Origin of the sequence: Pseudoselenomonas ruminantium (assembly GCF_900113715.1) — a bacterium.
Lineage (GTDB): Bacteria > Bacillota > Negativicutes > Selenomonadales > Selenomonadaceae > Selenomonas_A > Selenomonas_A caprae.
In genome coordinates, this window is the sequence record NZ_FOQK01000006.1 from 79,632 (window position 1) to 103,802 (window position 24,171).

Consider the following 24,171-nt stretch of genomic DNA (forward strand, 5'->3'; position numbering starts at 1 on the left):
GAATCCTGTTGAGCCAGCGTTTTGTGATTTTAGATGGCAGCAGTCTTATGTATCGTGCGTTTTATGCGCTGCCACCGCTAACAGATTCCCAAGGTGAGCCGACCAATGCGATCTTTGGCTTCTCGAATATGCTGACCAAGCTATTGAGTGAGCTGGAGCCCGACGCACTGGTCATCGCCTTTGACAAGGGGAAAAAGACGTTCCGCACGGAACGTTACGCTGCGTACAAGGGAACGCGTGATAAGACGCCGGAAGAGCTCCTCGCCCAAATCCCGCTGCTGCATGAATTTGCAGCAGCTTTTGGCATTTCATTCATCGAAAAGGAGCGCTATGAGGCCGATGATATCATCGGTACGCTGGCAACGAAAGCAGCTGCGGCTGGTCATGATGTCATGGTGGTGACGGGCGATAAGGATGCTTTGCAGCTTGTGCGGCCGAATCTGCGCGTCATGCTGACCAAAAAGGGAATATCAGAACTCAAGGCCTACGATGAGGCAGTCTTTACGGAGGAATACGGCTTTGAGCCGCTGCGCATGATTGACCTCAAAGGGCTTATGGGCGACACGTCCGATAATATCCCTGGCGTGCCCGGGGTCGGGCCGAAGACGGCAACCAAGCTGCTTATCGAGTATGGCACGCTGGAAAATGTTTTTGCACATATTGCGGATATTTCGGGTAAGAAACTAAAGGAGCGCCTGACGGAGAACCGCGAGCAGGCCATTTTGTCGAAGGAACTGGCTACCATCGAATTGCAGGTGCCAGAGCTGGAATTGCAGATGGACAGCTATGCCATTACGCCGGATCATGCGCGGATGAAACAATTCTGCGACCGTTATGAGCTCAAGGCAGTTTGGAAGAATTTCACGAAAATCTATGGAGCCGAGGGCGATGGCTTGTTTGCAGGGATGGATATTCCCGAGACTGTTACGCTTGATTTGACCTATGACCGTTGGGAGAAAGAGCAGGCCGAAACTATGCTGGCGCAGGCGGAATCTTTGGCGGTCAGTGGTATCTTTACTGGCAAGGCGCCGTTTGAGCAGCTCGAAGGACTGGCCGTGGTGACAGCACCTGTCGGCAAAGCTGGTTTTGTGGCAGCGGACACGCCGGCATTTTCGCTGGTCTTAGCCGCGATGGAGCAAAAGCCTGCTACGGTATTTGAACTCAAGCGCTACTATCATGCCGGTCTCAAGGCGGGAAACAAATATTTTGATGTGAAGCTGGCGGCTTATTTGCTGCAGCCGGAACTGGCAAGATATGAGCTGGCCAATCTTTCCCATCAGTATTTTCCGGAGCAGTCTGTTCCCGAGCGATTTACTGATGAAACCGAGCAGGCGGTCTGGAATGCCAGGATACTTGGCATGTTGCAGGATAAACTCATGGCTGAGCTTACGTCGCTTGGCATGAAGGACCTGTATGAAACGGTGGAATTGCCGCTGGTGGAAGTGCTGGCGGCTATGGAGCAGAATGGTGTCTATGTGAATCGTGCGCATCTCGAGCGCAAAGCCGCAGAGGTCGGCAGCAAGATCGCAGAAATCCAGCAGGACATCTATGCGCTGGCCGGGATGGAGTTCAACATCAATTCGCCCAAACAGCTGGGCGAAGTATTGTTCGAGCGCCTGGGGCTGCCGCCCACCAAGAAAACGAAGACGGGCTACTCGACGAATGCTGAGGTGTTAGAGTCGCTGCGGTTCCAGCATCCCATCGTCGAGCAGATCCTGGCTTACCGCATGTGGACAAAATTGAAATCGACCTATCTGGACGGTATCGGCGAGCTTATCCATCCCGAGTCGGGCCGCGTCCATACGAGCTTCAACCAGACGGTCACGGCGACGGGACGCCTGTCGAGCTCGGATCCGAACCTGCAGAATATCCCGGTACGCACCGAGGAGGGCAAGACAATCCGCGCCTTGTTTGAACCGGGCGCAGGCTATGACTGCCTGCTGTCGGCGGATTATTCGCAGATCGAGCTGCGCCTGCTCGCGCATATGTCCAAAGATGCCAGCTTCATCGATGCGTTCTGCCAGAATCAGGACATCCATGCGCGCACGGCAGCTGAAGTCTTTGATGTGCCGTTTACTGAGGTCACACCGGACTTGCGCCGTAAGGCCAAGGCCGTAAACTTTGGGATTGTCTACGGTATCAGCGACTATGGCCTGTCGCGTGATCTTCATATCCCGAAGAAAGAGGCGGCTGAGTATATCAAGAACTATTTCGCGCGTTATCCGGGGGTCAAGAAATTCCTCGATGATACGGTAGCTGAGGCCCATGAAACGGGCGGGGTCAAGACGCTTTATGGCCGCCGCCGCGAGTTGCCGGCCATAAAGAGCCGCAATTTCATGCAGCGTTCGTTGGCTGAACGCATGGCGATGAACACGCCAATCCAGGGAACGGCGGCCGATATCATCAAGCTCGCGATGATAGATGCCTATAAACGCCTGCAGGCCGCCGGTGTCAAGAGCCGCATGCTGCTGCAGGTACACGATGAGCTTGTGCTGGAGACGACACAGGAAGAACTTGAGCAGGTCAGTGCAATCCTCAAGGAATCAATGGAGCACGTCGCCGATCTTTCCGTGCCGCTCGTCATTGATATCCATAGCGGTAAAGATTGGGCGGAGGCGAAATGACATGCCAGAAATGCCTGAGGTAGAGATCATCCGCCGTTATCTGGATAAGCAGCTGACCGGTCAGCGCATCATGGGCGTGGACCTCCTGCTGCCGCGCCAGATCAAATGGCCGGAGCCGGAAGGGTACCGGGCGATGGCGATTGGCCGCACGATCGCCGGTATGAACCGCCGCGGCAAATATCTGCTCATGGCGCTGGATAACGGCAGTGAGCTTGTCTTTCATCTGCGCATGACGGGACGGCTCGTCTATGAACCGGACGGCGTGAACCATGACAGCCATGCCCGCCTGCTGTTCCAGCTGGACGGTGGCGGACTGCTGGTCTATGGTGACACGCGCACGCTGGGGACGCTCTATGCGCTATCCCCTGGTGAGCGCTGGCGCATCCATGGCCTTGCGGAAATGGGGCCGGAGCCGCTCACCGGGGATTTTACGCCGGCGTATATCCAGCAGACGGCGAAAGGCCGCCGGACGGCGGTCAAATCGTTCCTGCTCAACCAGAAATACATCGGCGGCATTGGCAACATCTATGCCGATGAGGCCTTGTTCCTGGCCGGGATACATCCGCTGCGGCCTGTTGGCAGCTTGTCGGCGGCAGAGTGCCAACGACTGCATCAGTCGGTCAATACGGCCATCGCAGCAGGTATCCGCGACGGTGGAACGACTTTCCGGGATTATAAGAACGGTGAGGGCAAGCAGGGCAGCCATCAGGAACAGCTGTATGTCTATAACCGTCAAGGACAGCCATGCCGCCGGTGTGGCACAGAGATCGAGAAGATGACCGTTGGCGGGCGGGGGACGCATTTATGCCCGCAATGCCAGCGGCCATAAGGGATAGAAGGAATGGGGAGAACTATGAAGGTAATCGGGCTGACAGGTGGCATTGCCAGCGGCAAAAGCACCGTTTCCCGGTATTTGCGTGAAAAGGGCGCAGCTATTCTCGATGCGGATGCAATCGCCCATGCACTGGCCGAACCAGGGGGCAGTCTCTATCAAGCGTATCGCAGGCATTTCGGGGCGGCGGTGCTGCAGGCTGATGGCCGGCTGGACCGCGCGGCCATCGGGAAGATTGTTTTTGCTCAGCCGGAGGAACGCGCCTGGATCGACCGGTCTGTACATCCGTTGATCCGGGCGGAAATCGAGCGGCAGCTTGCCGAGAAAAAAATACAAGATGTGCCGCTTATCGTGTTGGATGTTCCATTGCTCTTTGAGTCCGGATGGGATAAAATGACAGAAGAAAATTGTCTGGTCGACGTCAGCGAAGCTGTGCAGCTTGCACGGCTGATACAGCGTGATGGCTATGATGAACAGGCGGCGCGCGCGCGCATTGCTGCACAGATGCCGCTGGCGGAAAAGCGGCGGCGCGCCGACCGCCTGATCGATAATAATGGCGACTTGCCGGCGACCCTGCGGCAGGTTGACCTCCTATGGAAGGAGTGGACGCATGACGGATTTTCACAATAGGGTCCGGCAGAGCAGGCAGATGCAGCATCGCCGCATGGTTGCCTGCTTTTGTGTCGCGTTGTTCATATTGGTGATGAGCCTCAGCGCCTACCTCATCCTGCAGTTCGAGCCTGTGCAGCGCAGCTATTTTTATGTGTATCCTTATCATGATACCGTGATGAAATATGCGTCGATGTACCGGGTGGACAGCAATCTGGCGGCAGCGGTCATCAAGAAGGAGAGCAAGTTCAAGCGCGATGTGCATTCACACCGCGGGGCGGTTGGGCTCATGCAGATCATGCCTGATACGGCCAAATGGATATCGACGCAGCTCGGCGATACGGGCTACTCAGAGGAGGGGCTCCATGAGCCGGACCGCAATATCCGTTATGGTACCTGGTATCTGGCCACCCTGCAGAAGGAATTCCATGGCAATGATGTGCTGGCGCTGGCGGCATATAACGCAGGGCGCGGCAACGTGCAGGAATGGATGAAGGAGAACGACTGGTCCTATGATTTTGCGGATATCGAAGCGATTCCGTTCAAGGAGACGCGCGAATACGTCCGTCAGGTCCTGGCTGACCAGAAGAAATACCGGGAGCTCTATCCCGAGTAAACAGCGTGTAGTTTGAGGGAGTTTGGCAGCATGCAGAAGTATCGGATCGTACCGAAACAAGAGAATATGTTCTGGCAGCTGGTTCAGGGAATGTCACTCGATGAGGGGCAGAAGGAACTGATGAAGGCGGCGACCATCCGGCATGTGGAGGTCTGCACGAAGCGGAGTAGCTGGGAGATCGCCCTGACAAGCCAGACGCTTATCCCCGATGCGCTGCTGCAGGAGGCGGCTGCCCAGATACGGCGCAAGTGCCAGCTCGAAAGTGTCGTCTTCTATCAGGATGTCATCAATATCGAGGACGGCATCCAGCAGATCTGGCCCAAGCTCGTGACTGTGGTCTCTGAGGGCAATCCGACGGTGTTCCAGCTGCTCAAGCGCTCCAAGTACAGCGTTGATGGCAGCAAGCTCGTCATCGACGTGCCTGGCGAGCTCGGCGGCGAGATCATGCGCGCCCATTCGGTCACGCAGCTCATGAGCCGTGCCATCAAGCAGCTGCTCGGCTATCGCTGCCCTGTTGAGTGCAATGCCAGCGATGAGGTGCTGCAGAACCTGGAGGTGGACGACAGCTTCAATACGCCCGAATACCTGGCGGCCTGCCAGAAAGAGCGCGTGGCTGAGACGCGGGCGGCAGCCCCGAAGGCCGCGCCGGCGGCGAAACGTGCGCCCAGCCCGGTACCGAAGGCAGCGGACAAGCCGCAGCTGCCCAAGCATCATGATGACTTTGACAAGCCGGTCGTGGTGCAGGGCGCAGGCAATCTGATCTTCGGCCGCGGCGTCATGGGCGAGCGCAAGCTCATCGACGAGCTCGATGGTGAGGCGAAGAATGTCATCCTCGAGGGCTTTATCGGCGAGGGCGCTGGCTCCGGCCTCAAGACCATCGAGTTCAAGACGGGCACGAAGCTGCTCACGTTCTGCCTGGCTGATGAGTCCAACGGCATTGCCTGCAAAAAGTTCTTCAAGCCAAAGCGCGGCAAGAACGGCCCTGAGGAGGACTACGACGAGATCATCGGCCAGCTCAAAGAGGGCATGGAAGTGCGCGTGCGCGGTTCGGTTCGCTTTGATACCTATATGAACGAGTATGTACTGTTCATCGATGCGATGGCCAAGAAGGAGAAGCAGCAGCGCGAGGACACGGCCGAGGTCAAGCGCGTCGAGCTGCATGCCCATACCACGATGAGCGCAATGGATGCTGTCGTTTCGGTCAAGGACCTCATCAAGACGGCAGGGCGCTGGGGATGGCCGGCTATTGCCATCACGGACCACGGCGTCGTGCAGGCCTACCCGGATGCGGCCAAGGCCGCCAAGGATGCCGGCATCAAGGTCATCTATGGCATGGAGGGCTATCTGACCGGTGATGACTATGAGCAGAAGCGGGCCAACCATATCATCTTCCTCGCGAAGAATCCCAATGGCTTGCGCAATCTCTATCAGATGGTTTCGCTGGCGCATGTCAAGTACTATCATCGTCAGCCGCGCCTGCCCAAGAAGATTGTCCAGGAGTACCGCGAGGGCATCCTGATCGGTTCGGCCTGCGAGGCCGGCGAGCTCATCCGCGCCATCGTCGAGGGCCAGTCGGATGAGGAGCTTATCGAGATCGCGAAGTTCTACGATTATCTGGAAATCCAGCCAATCCACAACAACGACTTCTTGAAGCGCAGCGATAAGTTCCCCGACATCACCACGGATCAGGATCTTATCGATATCAACCTCAAGGTAGCAGAGCTGGCGCAGAAGCTCGGCAAGATGCTCGTCGCGACCTGCGATGTGCATTTCCTGAACCCCGAGGACAGCATTTATCGTGCTATCCTGATGAAGGGCAAGGGCTTTGATGATGCTGAACTGCAGCCGCCGCTCTACCTGCGCACGACGGAGGAGATGCTTCAGGAATTCGACTATCTCGGCGAGGAGCTGGCCTATGAGGCTGTCGTCACGAATCCGCGCAAGATCAACGAGATGATCGAGTCCTTCAAGCCGATTCCGGATGATCTCTATTCGCCAATGATCCCGGGTGCTGACGATGAGATCCGCACGATGTCCTATAACCGGGCCAAGGCCATGTATGGCGAGAACCTGCCCGAGATCGTCGAGGCGAGACTGCAGCAGGAGCTGAAGCCGATCATCGGCCATGGCTTCTCGGTTCTGTATCTTATCTCCCAGCGTCTCGTCAAGAAATCCAACGACGACGGCTATCTGGTCGGCTCCCGTGGTTCGGTCGGCTCGTCCTTCATCGCGACGATGACGGGCATCACCGAGGTAAATCCGCTGCCGCCGCATTGGCGCTGCCCGCACTGCCAGTACAGCAAGTTCATTACCGATGGTTCCTATGGTTGCGGCTATGACCTGCCGGACATGACCTGTCCGGTCTGCGGCGAGCCGCTCATCAAGGACGGCCATGATATCCCCTTTGCCGTCTTCCTCGGTTTCGATGGTGATAAGGTCCCGGATATCGATCTGAACTTCTCGGGTACCTATCAGCCAGTCGCACATAAGTATACCGAGGTGCTCTTCGGCAAGGACAACGTCTACCGCGCAGGTTCCATCCAGACTGTTGCCGATAAGACGGCCTTTGGCTATGTCAAGAAGTTCTTCGAGGAAAAGGGCGTCAAGAAGCATATCTCCTATATCGACAGGCTTGCCCATGGCTGCATGGGCGTCAAGTCGACGACGGGCCAGCATCCGGCCGGCATCATGGTTGTGCCGCGCAACATGGATGTGCATTTCTTCACGCCGATCCAGCATCCGGCCAACGATATGAATTGCGGCACGATCACGACCCACTTCGACTATCATTCGATAAGCAGCCGTCTGGTCAAGCTCGATATCCTCGGCCACGATGATCCGACGGTCATCAAGATGCTTGAAGACCTCACCTGCCGTGACCCGAAGACGATACCCTTTGACGATAAGGCCACGATGTCGCTGTTCAATTCGACGGTGGCCTTGGGACTTTCGCCGGAAGAGCTTGGGGCGACTTCGGGTACCTTTGGCATCCCCGAGTTCCGCACGCCGTTCACGCGGCAGATGATTGACGATACGAATCCGGACGTGTTCTCGGATCTCGTGCGCATATCGGGGTTCTCGCATGGTACCGACGTTTGGCTCGGCAATGCCCAGGACCTTATCCGCAGCGGGCAGTGCACCATCAAGAACGCTATCTCGGCGCGTGATGATATCATGATGTATTTGATCCACAACGGCATCGATCCGCTGCTCTCCTTCAAGACGATGGAGAAAGTCCGTAAGGGCAAGGGGATAGCCGATGATGTGGTCGAGATCCTGCGTAAGGGCGGTATCCCCGAATGGTATATCGAGTCATGCCAGAAGATCAAGTATCTGTTCCCGCGCGCCCATGCGACGGCTTACGTCATGATGGCGTACCGCATCGCTTTCTGCAAGGTGCATTACCCGCTGGCCTATTATGCTGCGTATTTCTCAATCCGCGCGGCTGAGTTCGATGCCAATGTCATCGCGCGTGGCAAGGACTATGTCGGCGAGCAGATCCATCAGCTGGAGCTGGCGGCCAAGGAGAAGAAGCTCGATGCCAAGCAGAACGCGACGCTCATCGTCCTCCAGCTGGCCTGGGAGATGTATCTGCGCGGCTATAGCTGCGAGTATGTGGATATCTACGAGTCGGATGCGGAGAAATTCGTCATCCACGAGAAATCGCTGCTGCCACCGATCGCCAGCCTCAGCGGCATGGGCACGAAGGCGGCCCAGAGCATCGTTGAGGCGCGCAAGGATGGCGAGTTCACGAGCATCGAGGACATGCGCCGCCGCACGGGCATCTCGAAGACTAACATCGAGATCCTGCGGGAACATGGCTGCCTTGAGGGCATGGGCGAAAGCGATCAGATCGCGCTGTTCAGTTGAAGCAAAGTAGTTATCTAGGATAAAAGGAAGTCAGAGTACCCCATGGAAAAGAAGTTTGATATCAACGAAGAAGGTTATAGCATCCGCTGCAAGCTGTTCGTGCGTGACAGCGACAAGACCACGCGGACGTTCGAGAATGTCGCCATCATCACGCATGGTTTCGGCAGCCACAAGGACACCGCGGGTACGGCAAATTTCGGTGAGCATCTTGTCGCCAAGTACAAGGGCTATGCGGCCATTGCCTTTGATTGGCCCTGCCACGGCGAGGATGCGCGCAAGAAGCTTTCGGTGACCGAATGCCTGACGTACCTGCGGCTCGTGACGGCTTATGCCCGGCAGGAGCTGCAGGCAAAACATGTCTACAACTATTCGACGAGCTTTGGCGCATATCTGACGTTGCGCTATATCCGTGAGCAGGAGAATCCCTTCACGAAGATAGCGCTGCGCAGCCCGGCTGTCACGATGCTGGACTCGATGTGCAATCATATCAGCGAGGCTGACCGGTCAAAACTTGCCAAGGGCAAGGAGATACAGGTGGGATTTGAGCGCAAGATGAAACTCGACCAGAGCTTTCTCGATGATCTGGCGGCCTTTGATGTCATGGAGCAGGAGTATTTCGATTTTGCCGATGCAATGCGGATCATCCATGGGACCAAGGACGAGATGATTCCGTTTGCAAAGTCCCAGGAGTTTGCCGAGAACAATGTCATCGAGTTCGTGCCTGTCGAAGGGGCGAACCATCCCTTCCAGAACCAGAACCACATGGCGCTGGCTATCAGCCAGATCGTGGATTTTTTCAAGTGCGATAAGGAGGAATGAGCCAAAGCATGGAACGCTTGGGTGAGAAACAGGAGAATAAGGAGAAGGTCTTCAGCCAACCCTTTGCAGAAATCGGGCCGAAGATGCACTTGCTCCTGCATACGGGGCAGCTGCTGATGGAAAATGGTGCGGACTCGGACCGCACGGTCCGCGATATGATGCGCGCGGCAGCATTCATGGGGATTCCGAAAGAGAATATCCATCAGCATGTCATGTACACGACGCTGATGCTCAATGTCAATGATGAGCAGCGTTCTTATACGGAGTTCCGCAAATGCACGAAACATGGCGTCAATATGACGGTGCTGTCAGCAATCAGCAAGCTGACCTGGCGGGCCATGGCGAAAAACTACTCGCTGCAGGATTACGAGCGGCAGCTGGATAATATCCGCAACCTGCCGCGCAATTATCCGGTATGGCTCACGGCCTTGGGGGCCGGGGCAGCCTGCGGCGGTTTCTGCAAGCTCTTTGGCGGCAGCTGGCTTGACTTTGTGCTGACGGCGGTCTGTGCACTGCTGGGCTTTTTGATCCGCCGCTGCTGCGTGGGCTATGGGTTCAACACCTATGCGGCTATCGCCATCACTTCCTTTGCGACGACGATGCTGGCCTGGGCGACGCAGTTCCTGACGGGGGGACTCAACTGGTATCCGCTCATAGCCTGCACGCTGTTCTTGGTGCCAGGCATCCCGCTGATCAATGCGGTGGATGATCTGCTCAACAACTTCATCGTATCGGGTATGACAAGGGCCATGCATACGCTGCTCGTCGTCGGCAGCATGACGTTCGGTATCGTGACGGCTATCCGCCTGGGCGGCGTCACTGACTTCACGAGCGTGAGCCTGACGCCGGATACGTTCTATCTCTCGCAGGCGATTGCCGCTGCCGTTGCATCGATGGGCTTTTCCATCATCTTCAATATCCCGAAGCGTTTGCTGCCGGTGGTGGCAGTGGGCGGCATCATCACGGTGCTGCTGCGCAATATCACGGTATTGGAGCTCGGCTGGTCCCAGGCGGCAGGTTCCTTCTTCGGCGCGGCTGTTGTCGGTATCATCGCGCTCCGGGCCATCCATTGGTTCCATACACCGAATATCATCATGACCATCCCTTCGGCTATCCCGATGATTCCAGGTGTATTGCTGTACCGGCTGCTCTTTGCCCTGCTCAATATCGAGTCCATCAATTCGGAGGCCTTGCTCGCGGGAATCCGCAGCGGGGTGTCGGCCGTCATCATCATCATCGCGATCGCCGTTGGCGTGGCGATCCCAAATATCTTTATCCATCGTTATATCCAGCAGCGCAAGTACAGTGCAGAACAGCGCTTGCTTGCCCAGCGCTACGGCGATATGGACGATTGATGCAGGCCTGAGGTCTGGAAAAGGCGATGCCGCAAGCAGAGAAAAGCTTGCGGCATCGCCTTTTGTTTTCGCGGTTATTGGATATGATGGGCTTTGCCCCAGTCGCTGACCTTCTGGTAAAGGGGGGTGGGGACATGGTATTCCTGGCCGAGGGCGACGATGCGGTTGACAAGACCGTCGAACTCGGAGACGCCTCCGGCCAGGACATCGCGCTGCATCGATGTGCGCAGGCCAGGCTTGAAGGCATCGATCATTTTGAGTCCCGTTGCGACGAGGTCTTTTTCCCATTCGATGCCCATCGCATGACCGAGGGCGACGACCTCGGCGATAAGCCCGGCAAACAGCTCGCGCACCTCGCCCTCGTGCTGGAAGTCGTCGCTTACGGCATCGCAGTAGAGTCCTGCTGCTCCCATCGGCGAGACGAAGGCGAACTTCTGCAGGGCGTCCCGCTGGATATGTGCCGTGAAATGCGCGCGGATGCCAGCCGCGTTCATGATCTGCTCAAGCTCCTGGGCTTGGGGCGTCAGGCGCTGATCCTGTCCCGGGCGGAATCCGAAGAAGACGCGCAGGATCTTTTCGGGCTGCAGGATGACGCCCGGCTCGCCAATCTTGGCAAAGACATACATGCAGCCATCGAGGCAGGTGCAATCCGGCAGCTCGCGCTGCATGACTTCGCCGGTACCAAAGACATTGAGGATCGGGACAATCAAGGTGTTGGGGCCGGCTGTGCGGCGGGCCAGTGCGATGGCATCTGCCAGCCCGTAGTATTTGACGCAGACAAGCATGACGTCAGGTGTTTCTGCGTAGTCATCCATGGTGCAGGCTTTGACCGGCTGGATGACGATATCGCCGCGATGCTCCGTGCGGACCGTCAAGCCATGCTGCTGCATAGCGGCAAGATGCCTGCCGCGCGCGATGAACGTCACATTCTGGCCACTGGCGGCGAGATACGCGCCGAGCGTGCCGCCAGTGCCGCCCGTGCCAACGATTGCAAATTTCATGTGAATCCCTCCTTGGTGCCTATTCTATCATAGGCAGAGATAATAATAAACAAGCAGGATGGCCAGCAGGCCGAGGTTGGCCAGGGTGAACAGCGAAAGGTAGGGGCCGGTCTTATGGAAACGCGTGCCCTGATAGGCCTTGAAGGAGATGACACTGGCCATCGAGGCGATGATGGTACCGAGGCCGCCGATGTTGACGCCGAGTAGCAGCGGGGCCGAAGCTGTCGTATACTGTGCCAGCATGACGGTGGCCGGCACATTGCTGATGACCTGGCTGAGCAATAGGGAGACTAAGAATTCGTGTCCGGTGAGCAGTGCAGCCGGGCCTTCCTGCAAGTAAGGAATGCGGGCCAGGCTGCCGACGCCGATAAAGAGAAAAGTGAAGAGCAAAAGCAGCTTGTAGTCCACTTCGTAAAATAACTTGCGGTCAAGCAAAGCAATGGCAGGTACGACGATAAGCATGAGTGCAAAAAAGGGCATGATGCGCAGGACGTTTAGCAGGCAGAGGACAAAAAGCAAAAGCAGCGGCAGGATGCGGTGCCAGCTGAGACGCTTTCCGGACTGTGCGGCGATATTTACCGGTTTGTCCTGCAGGAAGCAGGTGGCAAGGTAGATGATGCCGCCGCTGATAAGCACGACGGGAAATGTGATGCTGAGGAAATCGGCCAGGGATAATTCATAATAAGAGTAGATGAAAAGATTCTGCGGATTGCCGATCGGCGTCAGCATGCTGCCCATGTTAGCGGCAATCGTCTGCCAGATGACGACAGGCATCAGCAGGCGGATGGCGCGGACTTCGGTCAAGGCGAGTATAGCCAGCGGTACGAAGATGATGAGCGCGACATCGTTGGTAATCAGCATGGAGCTGAAAAAACAGCTGAAGATGAAAAAGCGGCCGAGCGTGCGGCTGGATGTCTCGCCCTGGAAGAGATGCTGATAAAGTGCAGCAAACAGGCCGCTTTGCCTAAGACCCGCGACGATGCTCATGAGGCAGAACAGTAGCCCGAGCAGCGGCAGGTTGATGCTTCCAAGCAGTGCAGCTGGTGAGAAGGGGACAAAGCAGCTGGCGGCAAGCGCAAAAACGAGTGCGGCGGCAAGATCTGGATTGTGACGCAAGTATTGACGGCAGGATGTAACGGACATGGTAAACGATTCTCCTTTAAAAATAACGATAGACCTATTTTAATATAGAATCGTGTGAAGACCAAGGAAAATCTGCCTGCTTTCCAAGAAGGTTTGCAACCAGCCGGTGATTGACGGTAAAATAAAAGCGATAGGTCAAAAAGAGAAGGAGAAGTTTACGATGCAGACGGTAAGTAATGTTTTGAAGCTGATGCATATGGCGCTGGTTCCCGTGCTTGAGCGGGCGGAGGTTGTTGTCGATGCGACGGCTGGCAATGGACATGATACGTTGTTTTTAGCTGAGCATACAAAAGAGACGGCTCAGATCTATGCCTTTGATATCCAGCCGCAAGCCATCGCCAATACCAAAGCGCGCACGGCACAATATGCCGCGCGTATCCACTATATCCTGGGAAGTCATGAACAGCTTGACGTGCAGGTTCCCGGGCAGGTCGATGCCGTGCTGTTCAATCTCGGCTATCTGCCAGGGGCTGAACATACGGCGGTGACGCGTCGTGAAAGCACGAAGTGCGCGGTCGATCAGGCCCTGGCCAAGCTCAAGGTAAATGGCATTGCGGTAATCGTAGTCTATCCTGGTCATCCCGAGGGTAAAGCCGAGGCCGATATGCTGGCTGCGTATCTGGCAGCCTTGCCTTGCCGTCAATTCACAGTAGGCTGCTATCGTCTGCTCAATCATCAGCGGAATGCTCCCTATGCCTACTTGGTCGAACGCGTCAAAGCTGGGCCTGTATGACCGTCAGGCCCAGCTTTGACGGAAATTTCTTCTGTCCGGCACTTTTTAATGCAGGGATAAGCAACGGCTAATTTTGCTGCAAGAAAGCAGCATTATACTACTCTTATCGTTCACGCTATAAAAATAATACGAGATAGGAGTAGTAACATGAAATACGAAATCTTATATCCGGAAGCTTTTCCCGTGGTAAAGTGCCAGCTGGAGCAAGGTGAGCGGCTGAAGGCTGAATCAGACGCCATGATAACGATGTCGGCAACTGTCGATGTAGAAGGCAAGATGACTGGCGGCATATTGTCGGGACTCGCGCGGAAATTCCTGTCGGGGGAAAGCTTCTTCTGTCAGGAGCTCATTGCCTCCCGCGGTCCAGGCGAAGTGATGCTCGGACATGCGCTTCCTGGCGGTATCGTGTCTTTGCCGCTTACGGGCTCCTATGGCTGGATTGTCGAGAAAGGCGGCTATATGGCTAGTACCGAAGGCATCGAAGTCGATACGAAGATGCAGAACCTGTCCCATGGCCTTTTTTCGGGACAAGGTTTTTTCGTGCTGAGGATAAAGGGAACAGGTACGCTGTTTGTCAGCAGCTTTGGTGTCATCCATCCCGTGGAGCTGGGCGAAGGTGAGGAAGTGATCATCGATAATGGCAATCTGGTCGCCTGGCCGGATTACATGGATTATACCATCGAAAAAGCATCGAATGGCTGGCTTTCCGGCATCAAGTCCGGCGAGTGCCTGGTGACCCGTTTCCGTGGCCCGGGAACGGTGCTGATACAAACGCGGAATCCCAGCAGTTTTGAAGCGTGGATTCGCTCGATGATACCAACGAACTAAAAAGGGATTCTGCCAGATAGGAAGGAAAAAATCACTGTCCTGTAGAAATGGAAGGTTAATTACCAATCCATGATATAAGGACAGTGATTTTTATGTTGGCGGCAGAGGAAAATTGGAATTGGCTTATCGGGCAAGCCTTGCGGGAGGTAAGGCAAGGCAATGTAGCAGCTGGCCGGTCGTCGGCGGTGGTACGGTTAGCCGACTGGCTGCTTGACCGGTCAATCTCGCAGCGGGCAAGCGACCTGCATCTCGAGCCTCTCGCCACGGGCATGCGGCTGCGCTACCGCATCGATGGGATTCTGCAGCAGGCAGCCGAGCAGATACCTCTGGAGCTTACTGCGCCGCTGCTATCGCGGCTGAAAGTCATGGCGGGGATGGATATTGCCCAGCACCAGCGGCCTCAGGATGGACATATCCGCTATGACGATGGCAGGGGGGCGGGGCTGGACATCCGCGTATCGGTCATGCCGGTGCTGCATGGCGAGATGATGGTGCTTCGCTTCATGGATTTGGACGAGCAGCTTCTGCGTGTGGCCGAGCTCGGTTTTTCCCTGGCCAATCAGCAGAAATTCGAGCAGCTGATCCATCGTCCCGCAGGCCTGCTCGTCATCGCGGGGCCGATGGGAGCAGGTAAGACGACGACGCTTTATGCCGCCCTCAGCGAGCTCAACCAGCCGGAGTGCAGCCTGCTTACGCTGGAAGATCCCGTCGAACGGGAGCTTCCAGGTGTCAATCAAGTGCAGATCAATCCGAAGGCAGGGCTGGACTATGTGACGGGACTGAAGGCGGCCTTGCGGCAGGATACCCAGGTGGTGCTGCTGTCAGAGATCCGCGATGCGGAGGCGGCGGAGATGGCTGTGCGCATCGGCCTGACAGGTCATCAGGTCATGACGACACTGCATACGGAAACGGCAGCGGCCGTGATCTTCCGCTTGCTGGAGATGGGGATTGCGCCCTATCTCCTGGCAGCAACGCTGTCGGGCATTGTCGCCCAGCGCCTGGTGCGCAGGATATGTCCGCACTGCCGGGAAGAATACCAGCCGGAGCCTGAGGCACCAGAGACGCTGCTGCTGGGGAAGAGGTATCGGCGCGGGGAGACCCTATGGCGCGGCCGTGGCTGCGCGGCGTGTGGCGGTACGGGCTACCGCGGGCGGCTGGCACTGCACGAGATCCTGCTGATCGATAGTGCAGTCCGTCAGGCCATCCTCCAGACGGGGAGCCGGCAGGAGATAGAAAGGCTGGCCCTGCAGCAGGGGATGCAGACCCTTTGGCAGGATGGTGTTGTCAAGGCAGAGCAGGGACTGACAACGCTGGCTGAGGTCAAACGAGTGCTTTATGGTTGATGGGGGAAGAAATATGCGCATTGTCATCACAGATTCTTATGAACAGATGGGAATGGAGGCCGCCAATATCGTGGCCGGCCAGATCTATCTGAAGCCCGATAGTGTCCTAGGGCTGGCTACCGGCAGCACGCCTGTGTCGATGTACGAGCGCCTTGTGGCTGTGCATAAGACCGTAGGCTTGGATTTCTCGGAGGTGACAACCTTCAATCTTGACGAATACATCGGTATGAGCCCGGACAATCCGCAGAGCTATCATTACTTCATGCAGGAATATTTCTTCCGGCATATCAATATCCGGCCGGAGAATGTCCATATCCCCGATGGCATGGCCAAGGATATGCTGGCAGAAGGCGAACGCTACGAGAAGCTCATTGCAGCGAAGGGCGGCATTGACTTGCAGGTGCTCGGCATCGGTCAGAATGCTCATATCGGCTTCAACGAGCCAGACCTGAAATTTGCGGCGACCACACATAAGGTGGAGCTCGACGAGGAAACCATCCAGGCCAATTCGCGTTTTTTCCAGGATGCTAGTGAAGTCCCGCGCTATGCCATCAGCATGGGGATAAAGACCATCATGATGGCTGAACACGTCATCCTGCTGGCAAATGGCCGCAACAAGGCCAAAGCCGTATACAAAGCAGTTTGCGGTGATGTGACGCCGGAGGCCCCTGCCTCGATCCTGCAGCTGCATCGCGATGTTGCTGTCATCGTAGACAAAGAAGCCGCAGCCCTGCTGCCGGAGCAGATCCGCGGCGTGACCATCACGCGCAAAGGCTAGTCGTTTTTGCCGATTGCGTCATGGGGGCGTTATACCACAATAATGAAGTTGTCAATAATAGTTGACACATTTTTTACAAAAAATTCTTTTAGGTCCGTTGTAATATGAATCTTGTTCTTGTCGCACCGAAATCTGATTATACGAGCCCCATCACGCAGGCGAAATACACGAGCATTGTCATGGCCCTTATCGTCATGCTGATACTCTGCGTCGTGCACATCGGCATTTTCAACCGCCGGGTGGGCAACCCCATCGGGTATTTGATGGAGGAAGCCGGGCAGATTGTCGATGGCAATTTGACCGGTCATGTCAAGGCCGCAGCCAATGACGAAATGGGTGTTTTAGGCGGCTCGCTCAACCATATGATTGAGAATCTGCGCAAGGTCATCAGTCATGTAACCGATATGTCCCAGCAGGTGGCTGCTGCCAGTGAACAGCTTACGGCAAGTGCTGACCAGTCGGCACAGGCTTCGCATATGGTCGCAGATAGTGTTGTTACTATTGCCGAGGGTGCCAGTGAGCAGGCGATAGAAGCTGGCAGAGATGTCTGGGCAGTCTCTTTCTTACGCTATGGGTTTCTGTTTGCATTATGGCGATTGCTAAACCACCGATTCTCTGTGGCGGCATTATCTGTATTGCCTATCTGTTCACTGTGGTGGGGGGGCTGCGGAGGCGATTTCGGTCATCCTTTGTGTAGAGCCGATTGCTGCCATGTTCAACGGGGTCTGCAATGAAAGTGCCAATATCACGACTACCTTTATTTTGGCCAAAGAGAATCATATGCTGGAGAAAGAGAAATACTTTGCTTGAGGACGTGAAAAATTTTCAGCGGTGCGGGTTTGGTCATGGAAGAATACAGTTTTGAGCAGCACCGATGAATTTGTAAATCGCCGAATTCTTGTCCAGAGCTGATTGCTGACGATAATAGATGCCCATGGGGGCGTGGGGGGATTCTTGCCAGGGCAGGAAGACAAGCTCCTTATGGTGCGGGGCCAAATGGCTGGGAATCAGGGAAAAGCCTGCGCCTGCCAGGGCGAGATTATAGGCTTCACTGGTTGTGGCACAGAGGATGTTATCGAGTTCATCGTTGACCGGTACGATATGATGACCGCGGGAAAAGACATGTTTCAACAAATAAGGTGGAATATCAATGATCTGGCGATAGGGCCAGAAATCCGCAGAGGAGACGCTTTTTTGGCGTCTCTTTTTGCATTTCTGCGCTAAAGGATGCTGCTTGTTCATCACACAGATGAAGGCATCATCGCAGAGTTTTTGAAAGACAATCGCATCATCCTGGAATTTGGCATCTTTCATGCCGATGACCAGATTCAGCTGGTTGGTGGCTAGGCGGTGCAGGTTGGCGTCGGTCTGGTCAAGCGTGAGTTCGGGCACGATATTGGTATTTTCTGCCAGAACGGGGGTGAGAATCTTGCTGATCAGGCAGTTGGCATGAGAATCGGCATAGCCAATGCGCAGAACCGTGCGCTTTTGCTGATGGAAGGTGGAAATCCACTCCAGCGAATGATAGTAGAGCGACAGCATCTGCTGGGCATCATCCAAGAATTGAAAGCCCACCGGCGTCAGGCTGACGGAACGCGTAGTCCGGTTGAAGAGTTTGGCATTGAGTTCCGTTTCCAGACTTTGGATCTGGCGGGATACCGCCGGCTGTGAAAGAGAAAGCTGTTCTGCTGTTTTGGCATAATTCAGCGTCTTGGCTAACGTTGCAAAGCATTCTAACTGCTGCATATTCATAAGCATCACCTCGTGGGTTCCATGATACCATAATTAATACGCTTTGTGCATAAATGATGAGACAATTGCATTTCACAAAACGATTTCTGCCTGTTATGATGTTCCTGTAAGCGCAAAGCCATAATAGTTTAAGAAAGGATGATGTATCATGGCGCTTACAAATCTGGCAGGATGGAAGCCTACCGCGATTTTTATGCCGCCGACCCGCAGTGCTGGGCAGCGCAGTGTTTTATCGGTAAGGAGCGTTAATTAAGTATGCATTTTTCGAGTGGTATCAATCGTCCTCCTTATGAAAGCACTACCCCTATGGCAACAATGAAAAAGCCGGCCATTATGTACAGGCCGGCGATGGAAGTTTTTTTTGCAGGTTGACCGGTCAAATTTGACAGGCAGCAAGAAAGTAGCGTATAACAGGCACTGATTGAAAAAGGAGTTATTGACCATGAATAACAGCGAGGAAAAACAATTACTGATTGCGTTTGAAACGATGATCAATACAGCGGATGAAGCTTTGGCGGAAAAACTGATCGCTCCAGATGCCATCTTTTACGCACCGACACAGCCAGAGCCGTTGGTGGGACCTAAAGGGTATCTGGCGATTGTGCACATGATGCGGTCGGCGTTTTCTGATGTATCATGGCATATGGAGGACTGCGTGACCGAACCGGGGAAAATCGCTGTGTGCTGGACCTGTACGGGAACGCATGATGGTAATTTTATGGGGCAGGCGGCTACGGGCAAGAAGTTTAAGGTTCGCTGCATGAACTTTTATCAAATAAAAAACAGCCAGTTCGTTTCGGATACTGGCTGTCCGGATATTTTCGGTATCCTTATGCAGACAGGGTTGTTGCCTGTTTGAGATTCTATGGTATGTTCCGGGAGGGGATACCACTTTTGCGTGATTGCCGATAAATATATTCTCTATACGAAAAATTTCCCCAAAGAGCAAGATATACGCCTATTGCCTATTTACATGTCTCTGTTTATTTGAGGAGGTTCGTTATCCTTATGGGCGTCATTTGTCACCAGCGGCCGCTGCTTTGCGGAACTTTCGGGAAAATTTTACAGGGAAAAACAGGTAATAGAGCGAATAGCAATATTGTTAGAAAATTATCCGTGAGGAAGGAATGATTTTATGAACAGAACGATTCGTGTTTTCCTGTGCTGGGCAGCGCTGATGCTATTGACCGCCGGAACGGTTTTTGCAGGGCATTTGGACGATATTGCCGCCAGGGGGACTATTCGCATCGGGACAACAGGTGATTACGTTCCAATGTCTTATCTAAATCCTAAGACAGGCGTCTACGAAGGCATTGATGCGGAACTTTCGCAGCTGATTGCTGACTCTTTGGGCGTGAAAATCGAGTATGTGCCCACGAGCTGGCCAACGCTTACCGCAGATACGCTGGCTGGGAAATTTGATATCGCCCTGTGTGGTATTTCCCGAAATTATGCACGAGCCAAGACCATGGCCATGTCGGATGCCTATGGCGAAGGTGCTTTTGGTAAAACCATTCTGTGCCGGAAAAGCGATGCCAAGAAATATCAAAGCCTTGCCGACATTGACAAGCCGGAGGTGCGTGTCATGATCAATCCTGGCGGCACCAATGAAAAATTTGCCCATGCAAATCTTAAAAAGGCCAAACTGATCGTTCATCAGGATAATGCTGACATTCCCCAGCAGGTGGCAGAGGGCAATGCCGACATCATGATAACGGAAACGGTGGAGGCTGCTCGTTATATCGAACGGAATGACAAATTGGCTGCGCCACTGATGAAAGCCCCCTTCACCCGTCATTCCTGCGGTATACTCATGCAAAAAGGCGACCAGGAGTTTTTGAACTATATCAACTTTGTCTTGGCAGAACTGAAAATGGATGGAACCTTAGCAAAGTTGGAGCAGAAATATCTGTATCGGTAATTAGGGGAAAACTATGCAGGCTATATGGATTTTTTAGGGGTTAAGGCAGGTAAAAGCTGCTACTATAGCGAATATAACCAATGGTATTTTTACAAACAGAAAGAGGCGTGCGATTGTGAAATCATTCAAGAAAAAACTACTGGCTGGTGCATTATCCGCTATGGTATGCTGCAGTTTTGCTTACGAGGCAGAGGCGGCAAGCCCGGAAGCGGTTCGTACGATTGGTGTGAGCCGTGATGTAGATTACTTGGTATTCGTCAACAAAACGCATAAGCTGCCGGACGATTATGAGGCAAAACTGCCGCTGATTACGGTGAAGAATGCGTTTGGAAAGGAATTCCAGATTGAGCCGGAAACCTATCAGCATTTTGAGCAGCTGCGCCAAGCCCTGAAGAAAAAGGGGATTCAGATTGAGCTGGATTCTGTCTATCGGAGTGTAGCCCGTCAAAAGGAAATCGTGGCCGAATTTACCCAAAAGTATGGGGCCGACTATGTGAAGCAGTATGTAGCGGTTCCGGGGTATTCCGAGCATCATACGGGCTTGGCTGTCGATATCTGCCTGGTCGTGGACGGAAAGGTTATTGATGATAATGACGAAATGATAGCGCAGAAGGAAATTTTTGCGCAGATACACCCACTGTTGGCCGAATATGGCTTTATCCTGCGTTATCCGCAGGGAAAGGAAAGTATCACAGGCTACAGTTATGAGCCTTGGCATTTCCGCTATGTTGGCAAGGAAACTGCAAAGAAAATCAGTGATGCAGGTTTGGTACTAGAAGAATATTTAAGATAAAATAGACATATTGCGGGGAACTGTCTAAGCCTAGAGATTCGTCACGGAAAAAGCGTGGCGAATTTTTTTGCGATTTATATTGACATTGTGTCATTTTGGCCGTATAATGCAATCAAGATAAGTTACACGATGTCATTTTAAAGAAAGTAAATTGCAGGAGGCTGTTTATGCCAAAGGTTTCGGAAGAAGTATTGCTCGCGCGGCGCGAAGAGATTATTGATGCATGTGCCAAGCTCTATGAGACGATGAATTTCAAGGATATTACGCTCAAAGAGATTGGCAAGGTAACGACCTTTAACCGCACGGCTATTTATAACTATTTCAATACCAAGGAGGAAATCTTTCTCGCGCTGATGCAGCGGGAGTATGATTTGTGGGTGGCTGACCTGGAGCAGCTTGTGTCTGCGCACGATTCGTTAAGCCATGATGAACTGGCGAAGGCCTTGTCTCGTTCTTTGGAAAAGCGGTCACGGCTGTTGAAGCTTCTTTCCATGAATCATTTCGATATGGAAGGGAACAGCCGCTATGAGAATCTGGTGGAGTTCAAGCGTTCCTATGGCAAGTCCATGCAAGCGGTGCGTCATTGTCTGGACAAGTTTTGTCCGGAAATGGATGAAGAGAATAAGCAGAGCTTTATCTATGCGTATTTTCCCTTTATCTATGGGATTTACCCCTATGCCGTGGTTACGGAGGAGCAGAAAAAAGCGATGGCCGAAGCGGGCATTGATTATAAGTATTTGTCCATCTATGAGATTTCCTATAATTGCCTGCGGAAGCTGTTAGGCGTGGATTGAGGAGGGATACCTTGAAACGGCGTGATTTTCTAAAAGCTGGTATCGGCGGGGCTTTTGCCCTTTGGGGGCTCGGTGATATTATGCAGGAAAAGACGGTCATATCCGGATAAATTTGGCTTTGTGGCAGCCCTGCTGTTTCCGAGCAGCGAGGGCTGCATTGCAGAGATAAGCTATGCGATGGATAAGCTGGGGGCTTTGGGCGTGAAAGTTCCGAGCAATGCTGGGGGCATTTATCTGGGGGATGCACGTTGGGAAGCGATTTGGCTGGCAAAAGTATATTGCCAAAATTCGCAAGAATCAATATTTTCATGATAATGTGTATGTGTAAGGAGAGATGACGATGAAGGTTTTAGTTATTCATGGCAGTATGAGAAAAAATGGCAACACGGGAATCCCTGGGCGGCGTGCCGGATAAGAAATTCATGGCCAATATCCTTTCGGATTTTGCTATGTATGTGGGTTGTTTCAAGGAATTCAATCAGGTGGGCGTGCGCAATGCAGGTGCTGTTATCGGCACTTCGGCTTTGGCACCCGGTGCCATTCGTGAATCGGCAGCTATGCAGGAAGCCTATGAAACGGGCAAGAATTTGTAAGGGGGAAGAAATATGTTTATCATCAATCAGGTGTTAAAGGCAGACAAGATCCCGGCAGGCAAGGGCGAGGAGCTCTTCAAGCAGCATATTGCCTGGTTTACCAAGCATTTTGAGCAGGGCGATTTTCTGCTGGTGGGGCCATATACCGACAAGGAAATGGCCGGGATTATGATTACCGGCGCAGAAACCCGCGAAGCCGTGGAAGAAATCCTGCGGGACGATGTGTATTACGCGGGCGGTATGGCCGATTATGAAGTGCGTCCCTTTAAGGCTGCGATGATTGCACCATCCATGGCTGATTATGCAGGCAAATAAGCAGCGGCATTGAGGAAAGGAAATCCTTATGAACAGACGGGAATTTATACAGCTTGCCGGCACAGGTGCCATGACCTTGCTTCTTTCCGGCTGTGGTCTGGGCGCTCTGACTGGCGAAAAGAGCAGTAAGGAAGCAAAAGAATTTGTACCGGGAAGTGTTTCGGGAGGAAAGAACATGAAGATTGTGGTGATTACCAGCAGCCCCCATCCGCAAAATGAGTCCACCTCGATTTATCTGGCAGACAGGTTCACCGAAGGGGCGAAAAGCGCCGGTCATGAAGTCTTTACCTTTGATGCGGCGCATGAGGAAACGCATCCTTGTCAGGGGTGCGACAAATGCGGCATGGATGGTCCCTGCGTGTTCAAGGATGCCATCGAAAATACGCTGATGCCCAAGATGCTGGCCGCTGACCTTATCGTGCTGACCACACCGCTATACTACTTTGGCATGTCGGCCCAGTTAAAGATAATCGTAGATAGGTTCTATTCCCGTACGGGGAAACTGCATGGCAAGAAATCCATTATGATGGCTACGGCCTATAACAGTGCCGATTGGACGATGGAAGCACTGGCCAATCATTATGAAACGTTGGTGCGCTACATGGAATGGCAGGATGTCGGGCAGGTTTGGGCGACAGGCTGCGGTGCCCGCAGTCTGGTCGAAAAGTCGTCCTTTGCCGATATGGCGTATAAAATAGGCGCCAATTTGTAAGAGAAAATACTTGACTTGAAGTTTACTACAAGTGTTAGAGTGAACATAGATGAAATTGGTGATGAAAGGGGATAACATTATGCGAAAACTGTGGATTGCCTGTTTGGGCGTGTTGATGATTCTAGGCTTGGTGGGCTGTGGCACAGAGTCGGGCAAGACGGCAGAAAAGGCGGCATCGGCACCTGCGCAGAGTGCACAGGCAGACAGCAAGGCGCCTGCGGCCAAAGGCAAGATCCTCATAGCGTATTTTTCGGCCACGGGCCATACCCGCACGCTTGCCGAGAATACGGCTAAGGCTCTGAATGCTGATCTCTACGAAATCCGTCCGGAAGTTCCTTATAGCAAAGAGGACTTGAACTATAATGACGAAACTACCCGTGCTACGGTGGAGCAGAAAAACGATAGTGTCCGCCCGAAACTTGCGGATAAGAATGCGCCGATAGCTAATTACGATACCATCGTACTGGCGTATCCTATCTGGTGGGGACAGGCACCGCGCATTCTGGATACCTTTGTGGAAAGCTATGATTTTACAGGTAAGAAGCTGACAGCTATCTGCACCTCCGGTGGCAGCGATATCGGCAGCAGTGCTGACTATCTGCAAAAGCTGACCAAGGGTAAGGCGGAATGGAAGCCGGGCAAGTTGTTCTCGCCGCAGGCTAAAGCAGAAGAAATCAAACGCTGGTTTAATGAGTTGGGCTTATGAACTAGCTCCCATAGCTGTATTGACAATAATACGT

General features: G+C 53.8%; 23 protein-coding genes. 20 read left to right on the top strand and 3 right to left on the bottom strand.

Annotated elements, in window-relative coordinates; translation table 11 throughout:
• Nucleotides 1-8 precede the first annotated feature (8 nt).
• Genes polA through BM181_RS04665 form a run of 7 tightly spaced genes read left to right on the top strand, consistent with a single transcriptional unit; the run spans nt 9 to nt 10,725 of the window.
• The gene (polA, locus tag BM181_RS04635; protein ID WP_143092112.1) at nt 9-2,624 is read left to right on the top strand and encodes a DNA polymerase I; all 2,616 of its coding nucleotides are present in this window, start codon (nt 9-11) and stop codon (nt 2,622-2,624) included.
• 1 nt (nt 2,625) lies between these two features.
• Nucleotides 2,626-3,453, top strand: a complete 828-nt coding sequence (gene mutM, locus BM181_RS04640) for a bifunctional DNA-formamidopyrimidine glycosylase/DNA-(apurinic or apyrimidinic site) lyase (RefSeq protein WP_075442640.1) — start codon at nt 2,626-2,628, stop codon at nt 3,451-3,453.
• Between the two features lie 24 nt (nt 3,454-3,477).
• On the top strand, nt 3,478-4,086 hold the full coding sequence (gene coaE, locus BM181_RS04645) for a dephospho-CoA kinase (protein WP_075442641.1): 609 nt from the start codon (nt 3,478-3,480) through the stop codon (nt 4,084-4,086).
• Nucleotides 4,067-4,681 (top strand): lytic transglycosylase domain-containing protein, encoded by a 615-nt coding sequence (locus tag BM181_RS04650; protein WP_082336166.1) that lies wholly within the window; start codon nt 4,067-4,069, stop codon nt 4,679-4,681. The genes coaE and BM181_RS04650 overlap by 20 nt, the downstream gene beginning before the upstream one ends.
• Before the next feature lie 30 nt (nt 4,682-4,711).
• Nucleotides 4,712-8,551, top strand: a complete 3,840-nt coding sequence (locus BM181_RS04655; RefSeq protein WP_075442642.1) for a PolC-type DNA polymerase III — start codon at nt 4,712-4,714, stop codon at nt 8,549-8,551.
• A 42-nt stretch (nt 8,552-8,593) separates the two neighbouring features.
• Nucleotides 8,594-9,370, top strand: coding sequence for an alpha/beta hydrolase (locus tag BM181_RS04660; RefSeq protein WP_075442643.1), 777 nt, complete (start codon nt 8,594-8,596; stop codon nt 9,368-9,370).
• A gap of 8 nt (nt 9,371-9,378) precedes the next feature.
• Nucleotides 9,379-10,725 carry a threonine/serine exporter family protein gene (locus tag BM181_RS04665; protein ID WP_082336167.1) on the top strand — a complete coding sequence of 449 codons (1,347 nt, stop codon included), beginning with the start codon at nt 9,379-9,381 and terminating at the stop codon, nt 10,723-10,725.
• Nucleotides 10,726-10,799: 74 nt separating this feature from the next.
• Here the strand turns inward: BM181_RS04665 and BM181_RS04670 are convergent, their stop codons facing one another.
• Complete coding sequence (locus tag BM181_RS04670) at nt 10,800-11,726, bottom strand: ketopantoate reductase family protein (protein WP_075442644.1); 927 nt, start codon at nt 11,724-11,726, stop codon at nt 10,800-10,802.
• A gap of 27 nt (nt 11,727-11,753) precedes the next feature.
• Nucleotides 11,754-12,869, bottom strand: coding sequence for an SLC13 family permease (locus BM181_RS04675; protein ID WP_082336168.1), 1,116 nt, complete (start codon nt 12,867-12,869; stop codon nt 11,754-11,756).
• A 160-nt stretch (nt 12,870-13,029) separates the two neighbouring features.
• Here BM181_RS04675 and BM181_RS04680 point away from each other — a divergent pair, with 160 nt between their 5' ends.
• The 5 genes from BM181_RS04680 to BM181_RS04700 all read left to right on the top strand — a co-directional run bounded on the left by BM181_RS04680 (nt 13,030) and on the right by BM181_RS04700 (nt 17,285).
• Complete coding sequence (locus BM181_RS04680) at nt 13,030-13,602, top strand: tRNA 5-(aminomethyl)-2-thiouridylate-methyltransferase MnmM (RefSeq protein ID WP_075442645.1); 573 nt, start codon at nt 13,030-13,032, stop codon at nt 13,600-13,602.
• Nucleotides 13,603-13,749: 147 nt separating this feature from the next.
• Nucleotides 13,750-14,430, top strand: coding sequence for a TIGR00266 family protein (locus BM181_RS04685; protein ID WP_075442646.1), 681 nt, complete (start codon nt 13,750-13,752; stop codon nt 14,428-14,430).
• A 92-nt stretch (nt 14,431-14,522) separates the two neighbouring features.
• On the top strand, nt 14,523-15,773 hold the full coding sequence (locus tag BM181_RS04690; protein WP_075442647.1) for a GspE/PulE family protein: 1,251 nt from the start codon (nt 14,523-14,525) through the stop codon (nt 15,771-15,773).
• 13 nt (nt 15,774-15,786) lie between these two features.
• On the top strand, nt 15,787-16,551 hold the full coding sequence (nagB, locus tag BM181_RS04695; protein WP_075442648.1) for a glucosamine-6-phosphate deaminase: 765 nt from the start codon (nt 15,787-15,789) through the stop codon (nt 16,549-16,551).
• A gap of 104 nt (nt 16,552-16,655) precedes the next feature.
• Nucleotides 16,656-17,285 carry a methyl-accepting chemotaxis protein gene (locus BM181_RS04700; protein ID WP_082336169.1) on the top strand — a complete coding sequence of 210 codons (630 nt, stop codon included), beginning with the start codon at nt 16,656-16,658 and terminating at the stop codon, nt 17,283-17,285.
• A 109-nt stretch (nt 17,286-17,394) separates the two neighbouring features.
• On the opposite strand, the gene BM181_RS04705 is transcribed toward BM181_RS04700, so the two are convergent.
• Nucleotides 17,395-18,303, bottom strand: a complete 909-nt coding sequence (locus BM181_RS04705; RefSeq protein ID WP_075442650.1) for a LysR family transcriptional regulator — start codon at nt 18,301-18,303, stop codon at nt 17,395-17,397.
• 442 nt (nt 18,304-18,745) lie between these two features.
• Here BM181_RS04705 and BM181_RS04710 point away from each other — a divergent pair, with 442 nt between their 5' ends.
• The 8 genes from BM181_RS04710 to BM181_RS04750 all read left to right on the top strand — a co-directional run bounded on the left by BM181_RS04710 (nt 18,746) and on the right by BM181_RS04750 (nt 24,137).
• Nucleotides 18,746-19,162 carry an ester cyclase gene (locus BM181_RS04710; RefSeq protein WP_075442651.1) on the top strand — a complete coding sequence of 139 codons (417 nt, stop codon included), beginning with the start codon at nt 18,746-18,748 and terminating at the stop codon, nt 19,160-19,162.
• 276 nt (nt 19,163-19,438) lie between these two features.
• Nucleotides 19,439-20,224, top strand: coding sequence for a transporter substrate-binding domain-containing protein (locus BM181_RS04715; protein WP_075442652.1), 786 nt, complete (start codon nt 19,439-19,441; stop codon nt 20,222-20,224).
• A 115-nt stretch (nt 20,225-20,339) separates the two neighbouring features.
• Nucleotides 20,340-21,017: a M15 family metallopeptidase gene (locus BM181_RS04720; RefSeq protein ID WP_075442653.1), complete on the top strand. Its 678-nt coding sequence runs from the start codon at nt 20,340-20,342 to the stop codon at nt 21,015-21,017.
• Nucleotides 21,018-21,184: 167 nt separating this feature from the next.
• Nucleotides 21,185-21,811, top strand: coding sequence for a TetR/AcrR family transcriptional regulator (locus tag BM181_RS04725; RefSeq protein WP_075442654.1), 627 nt, complete (start codon nt 21,185-21,187; stop codon nt 21,809-21,811).
• Nucleotides 21,812-22,188: 377 nt separating this feature from the next.
• Entirely contained in the window at nt 22,189-22,404 is a 216-nt protein-coding gene (locus BM181_RS04735; protein ID WP_177207165.1) for a hypothetical protein, read from the top strand.
• Between the two features lie 12 nt (nt 22,405-22,416).
• Nucleotides 22,417-22,719, top strand: a complete 303-nt coding sequence (locus BM181_RS04740; RefSeq protein ID WP_075442656.1) for a YciI family protein — start codon at nt 22,417-22,419, stop codon at nt 22,717-22,719.
• A 28-nt stretch (nt 22,720-22,747) separates the two neighbouring features.
• Nucleotides 22,748-23,431: a flavodoxin family protein gene (locus BM181_RS04745; RefSeq protein ID WP_082336170.1), complete on the top strand. Its 684-nt coding sequence runs from the start codon at nt 22,748-22,750 to the stop codon at nt 23,429-23,431.
• Nucleotides 23,432-23,510: 79 nt separating this feature from the next.
• Nucleotides 23,511-24,137 (top strand): flavodoxin, encoded by a 627-nt coding sequence (locus tag BM181_RS04750; RefSeq protein WP_075442657.1) that lies wholly within the window; start codon nt 23,511-23,513, stop codon nt 24,135-24,137.
• Nucleotides 24,138-24,171: the final 34 nt, after the last annotated feature.

Coding starts and splice junctions, on each gene's coding strand:
- BM181_RS04685 (WP_075442646.1), top strand. CDS start 13,750: ATGAAATACGAAATCTTATATCCGGAAGCTTTTCCCGTGGTAAAGTGC.
- BM181_RS04700 (WP_082336169.1), top strand. CDS start 16,656: ATGAATCTTGTTCTTGTCGCACCGAAATCTGATTATACGAGCCCCATC.
- BM181_RS04675 (WP_082336168.1), bottom strand. CDS start 12,869: ATGTCCGTTACATCCTGCCGTCAATACTTGCGTCACAATCCAGATCTT.
- BM181_RS04670 (WP_075442644.1), bottom strand. CDS start 11,726: ATGAAATTTGCAATCGTTGGCACGGGCGGCACTGGCGGCACGCTCGGC.
- BM181_RS04680 (WP_075442645.1), top strand. CDS start 13,030: ATGCAGACGGTAAGTAATGTTTTGAAGCTGATGCATATGGCGCTGGTT.
- BM181_RS04750 (WP_075442657.1), top strand. CDS start 23,511: ATGCGAAAACTGTGGATTGCCTGTTTGGGCGTGTTGATGATTCTAGGC.
- BM181_RS04740 (WP_075442656.1), top strand. CDS start 22,417: ATGTTTATCATCAATCAGGTGTTAAAGGCAGACAAGATCCCGGCAGGC.
- BM181_RS04705 (WP_075442650.1), bottom strand. CDS start 18,303: ATGAATATGCAGCAGTTAGAATGCTTTGCAACGTTAGCCAAGACGCTG.
- BM181_RS04715 (WP_075442652.1), top strand. CDS start 19,439: ATGAACAGAACGATTCGTGTTTTCCTGTGCTGGGCAGCGCTGATGCTA.
- BM181_RS04655 (WP_075442642.1), top strand. CDS start 4,712: ATGCAGAAGTATCGGATCGTACCGAAACAAGAGAATATGTTCTGGCAG.
- BM181_RS04735 (WP_177207165.1), top strand. CDS start 22,189: ATGGCAACACGGGAATCCCTGGGCGGCGTGCCGGATAAGAAATTCATG.
- BM181_RS04745 (WP_082336170.1), top strand. CDS start 22,748: ATGAACAGACGGGAATTTATACAGCTTGCCGGCACAGGTGCCATGACC.
- BM181_RS04710 (WP_075442651.1), top strand. CDS start 18,746: ATGAATAACAGCGAGGAAAAACAATTACTGATTGCGTTTGAAACGATG.
- BM181_RS04660 (WP_075442643.1), top strand. CDS start 8,594: ATGGAAAAGAAGTTTGATATCAACGAAGAAGGTTATAGCATCCGCTGC.
- mutM (WP_075442640.1), top strand. CDS start 2,626: ATGCCAGAAATGCCTGAGGTAGAGATCATCCGCCGTTATCTGGATAAG.
- BM181_RS04650 (WP_082336166.1), top strand. CDS start 4,067: ATGACGGATTTTCACAATAGGGTCCGGCAGAGCAGGCAGATGCAGCAT.
- nagB (WP_075442648.1), top strand. CDS start 15,787: ATGCGCATTGTCATCACAGATTCTTATGAACAGATGGGAATGGAGGCC.
- coaE (WP_075442641.1), top strand. CDS start 3,478: ATGAAGGTAATCGGGCTGACAGGTGGCATTGCCAGCGGCAAAAGCACC.
- BM181_RS04725 (WP_075442654.1), top strand. CDS start 21,185: ATGCCAAAGGTTTCGGAAGAAGTATTGCTCGCGCGGCGCGAAGAGATT.
- BM181_RS04665 (WP_082336167.1), top strand. CDS start 9,379: ATGGAACGCTTGGGTGAGAAACAGGAGAATAAGGAGAAGGTCTTCAGC.
- BM181_RS04690 (WP_075442647.1), top strand. CDS start 14,523: ATGTTGGCGGCAGAGGAAAATTGGAATTGGCTTATCGGGCAAGCCTTG.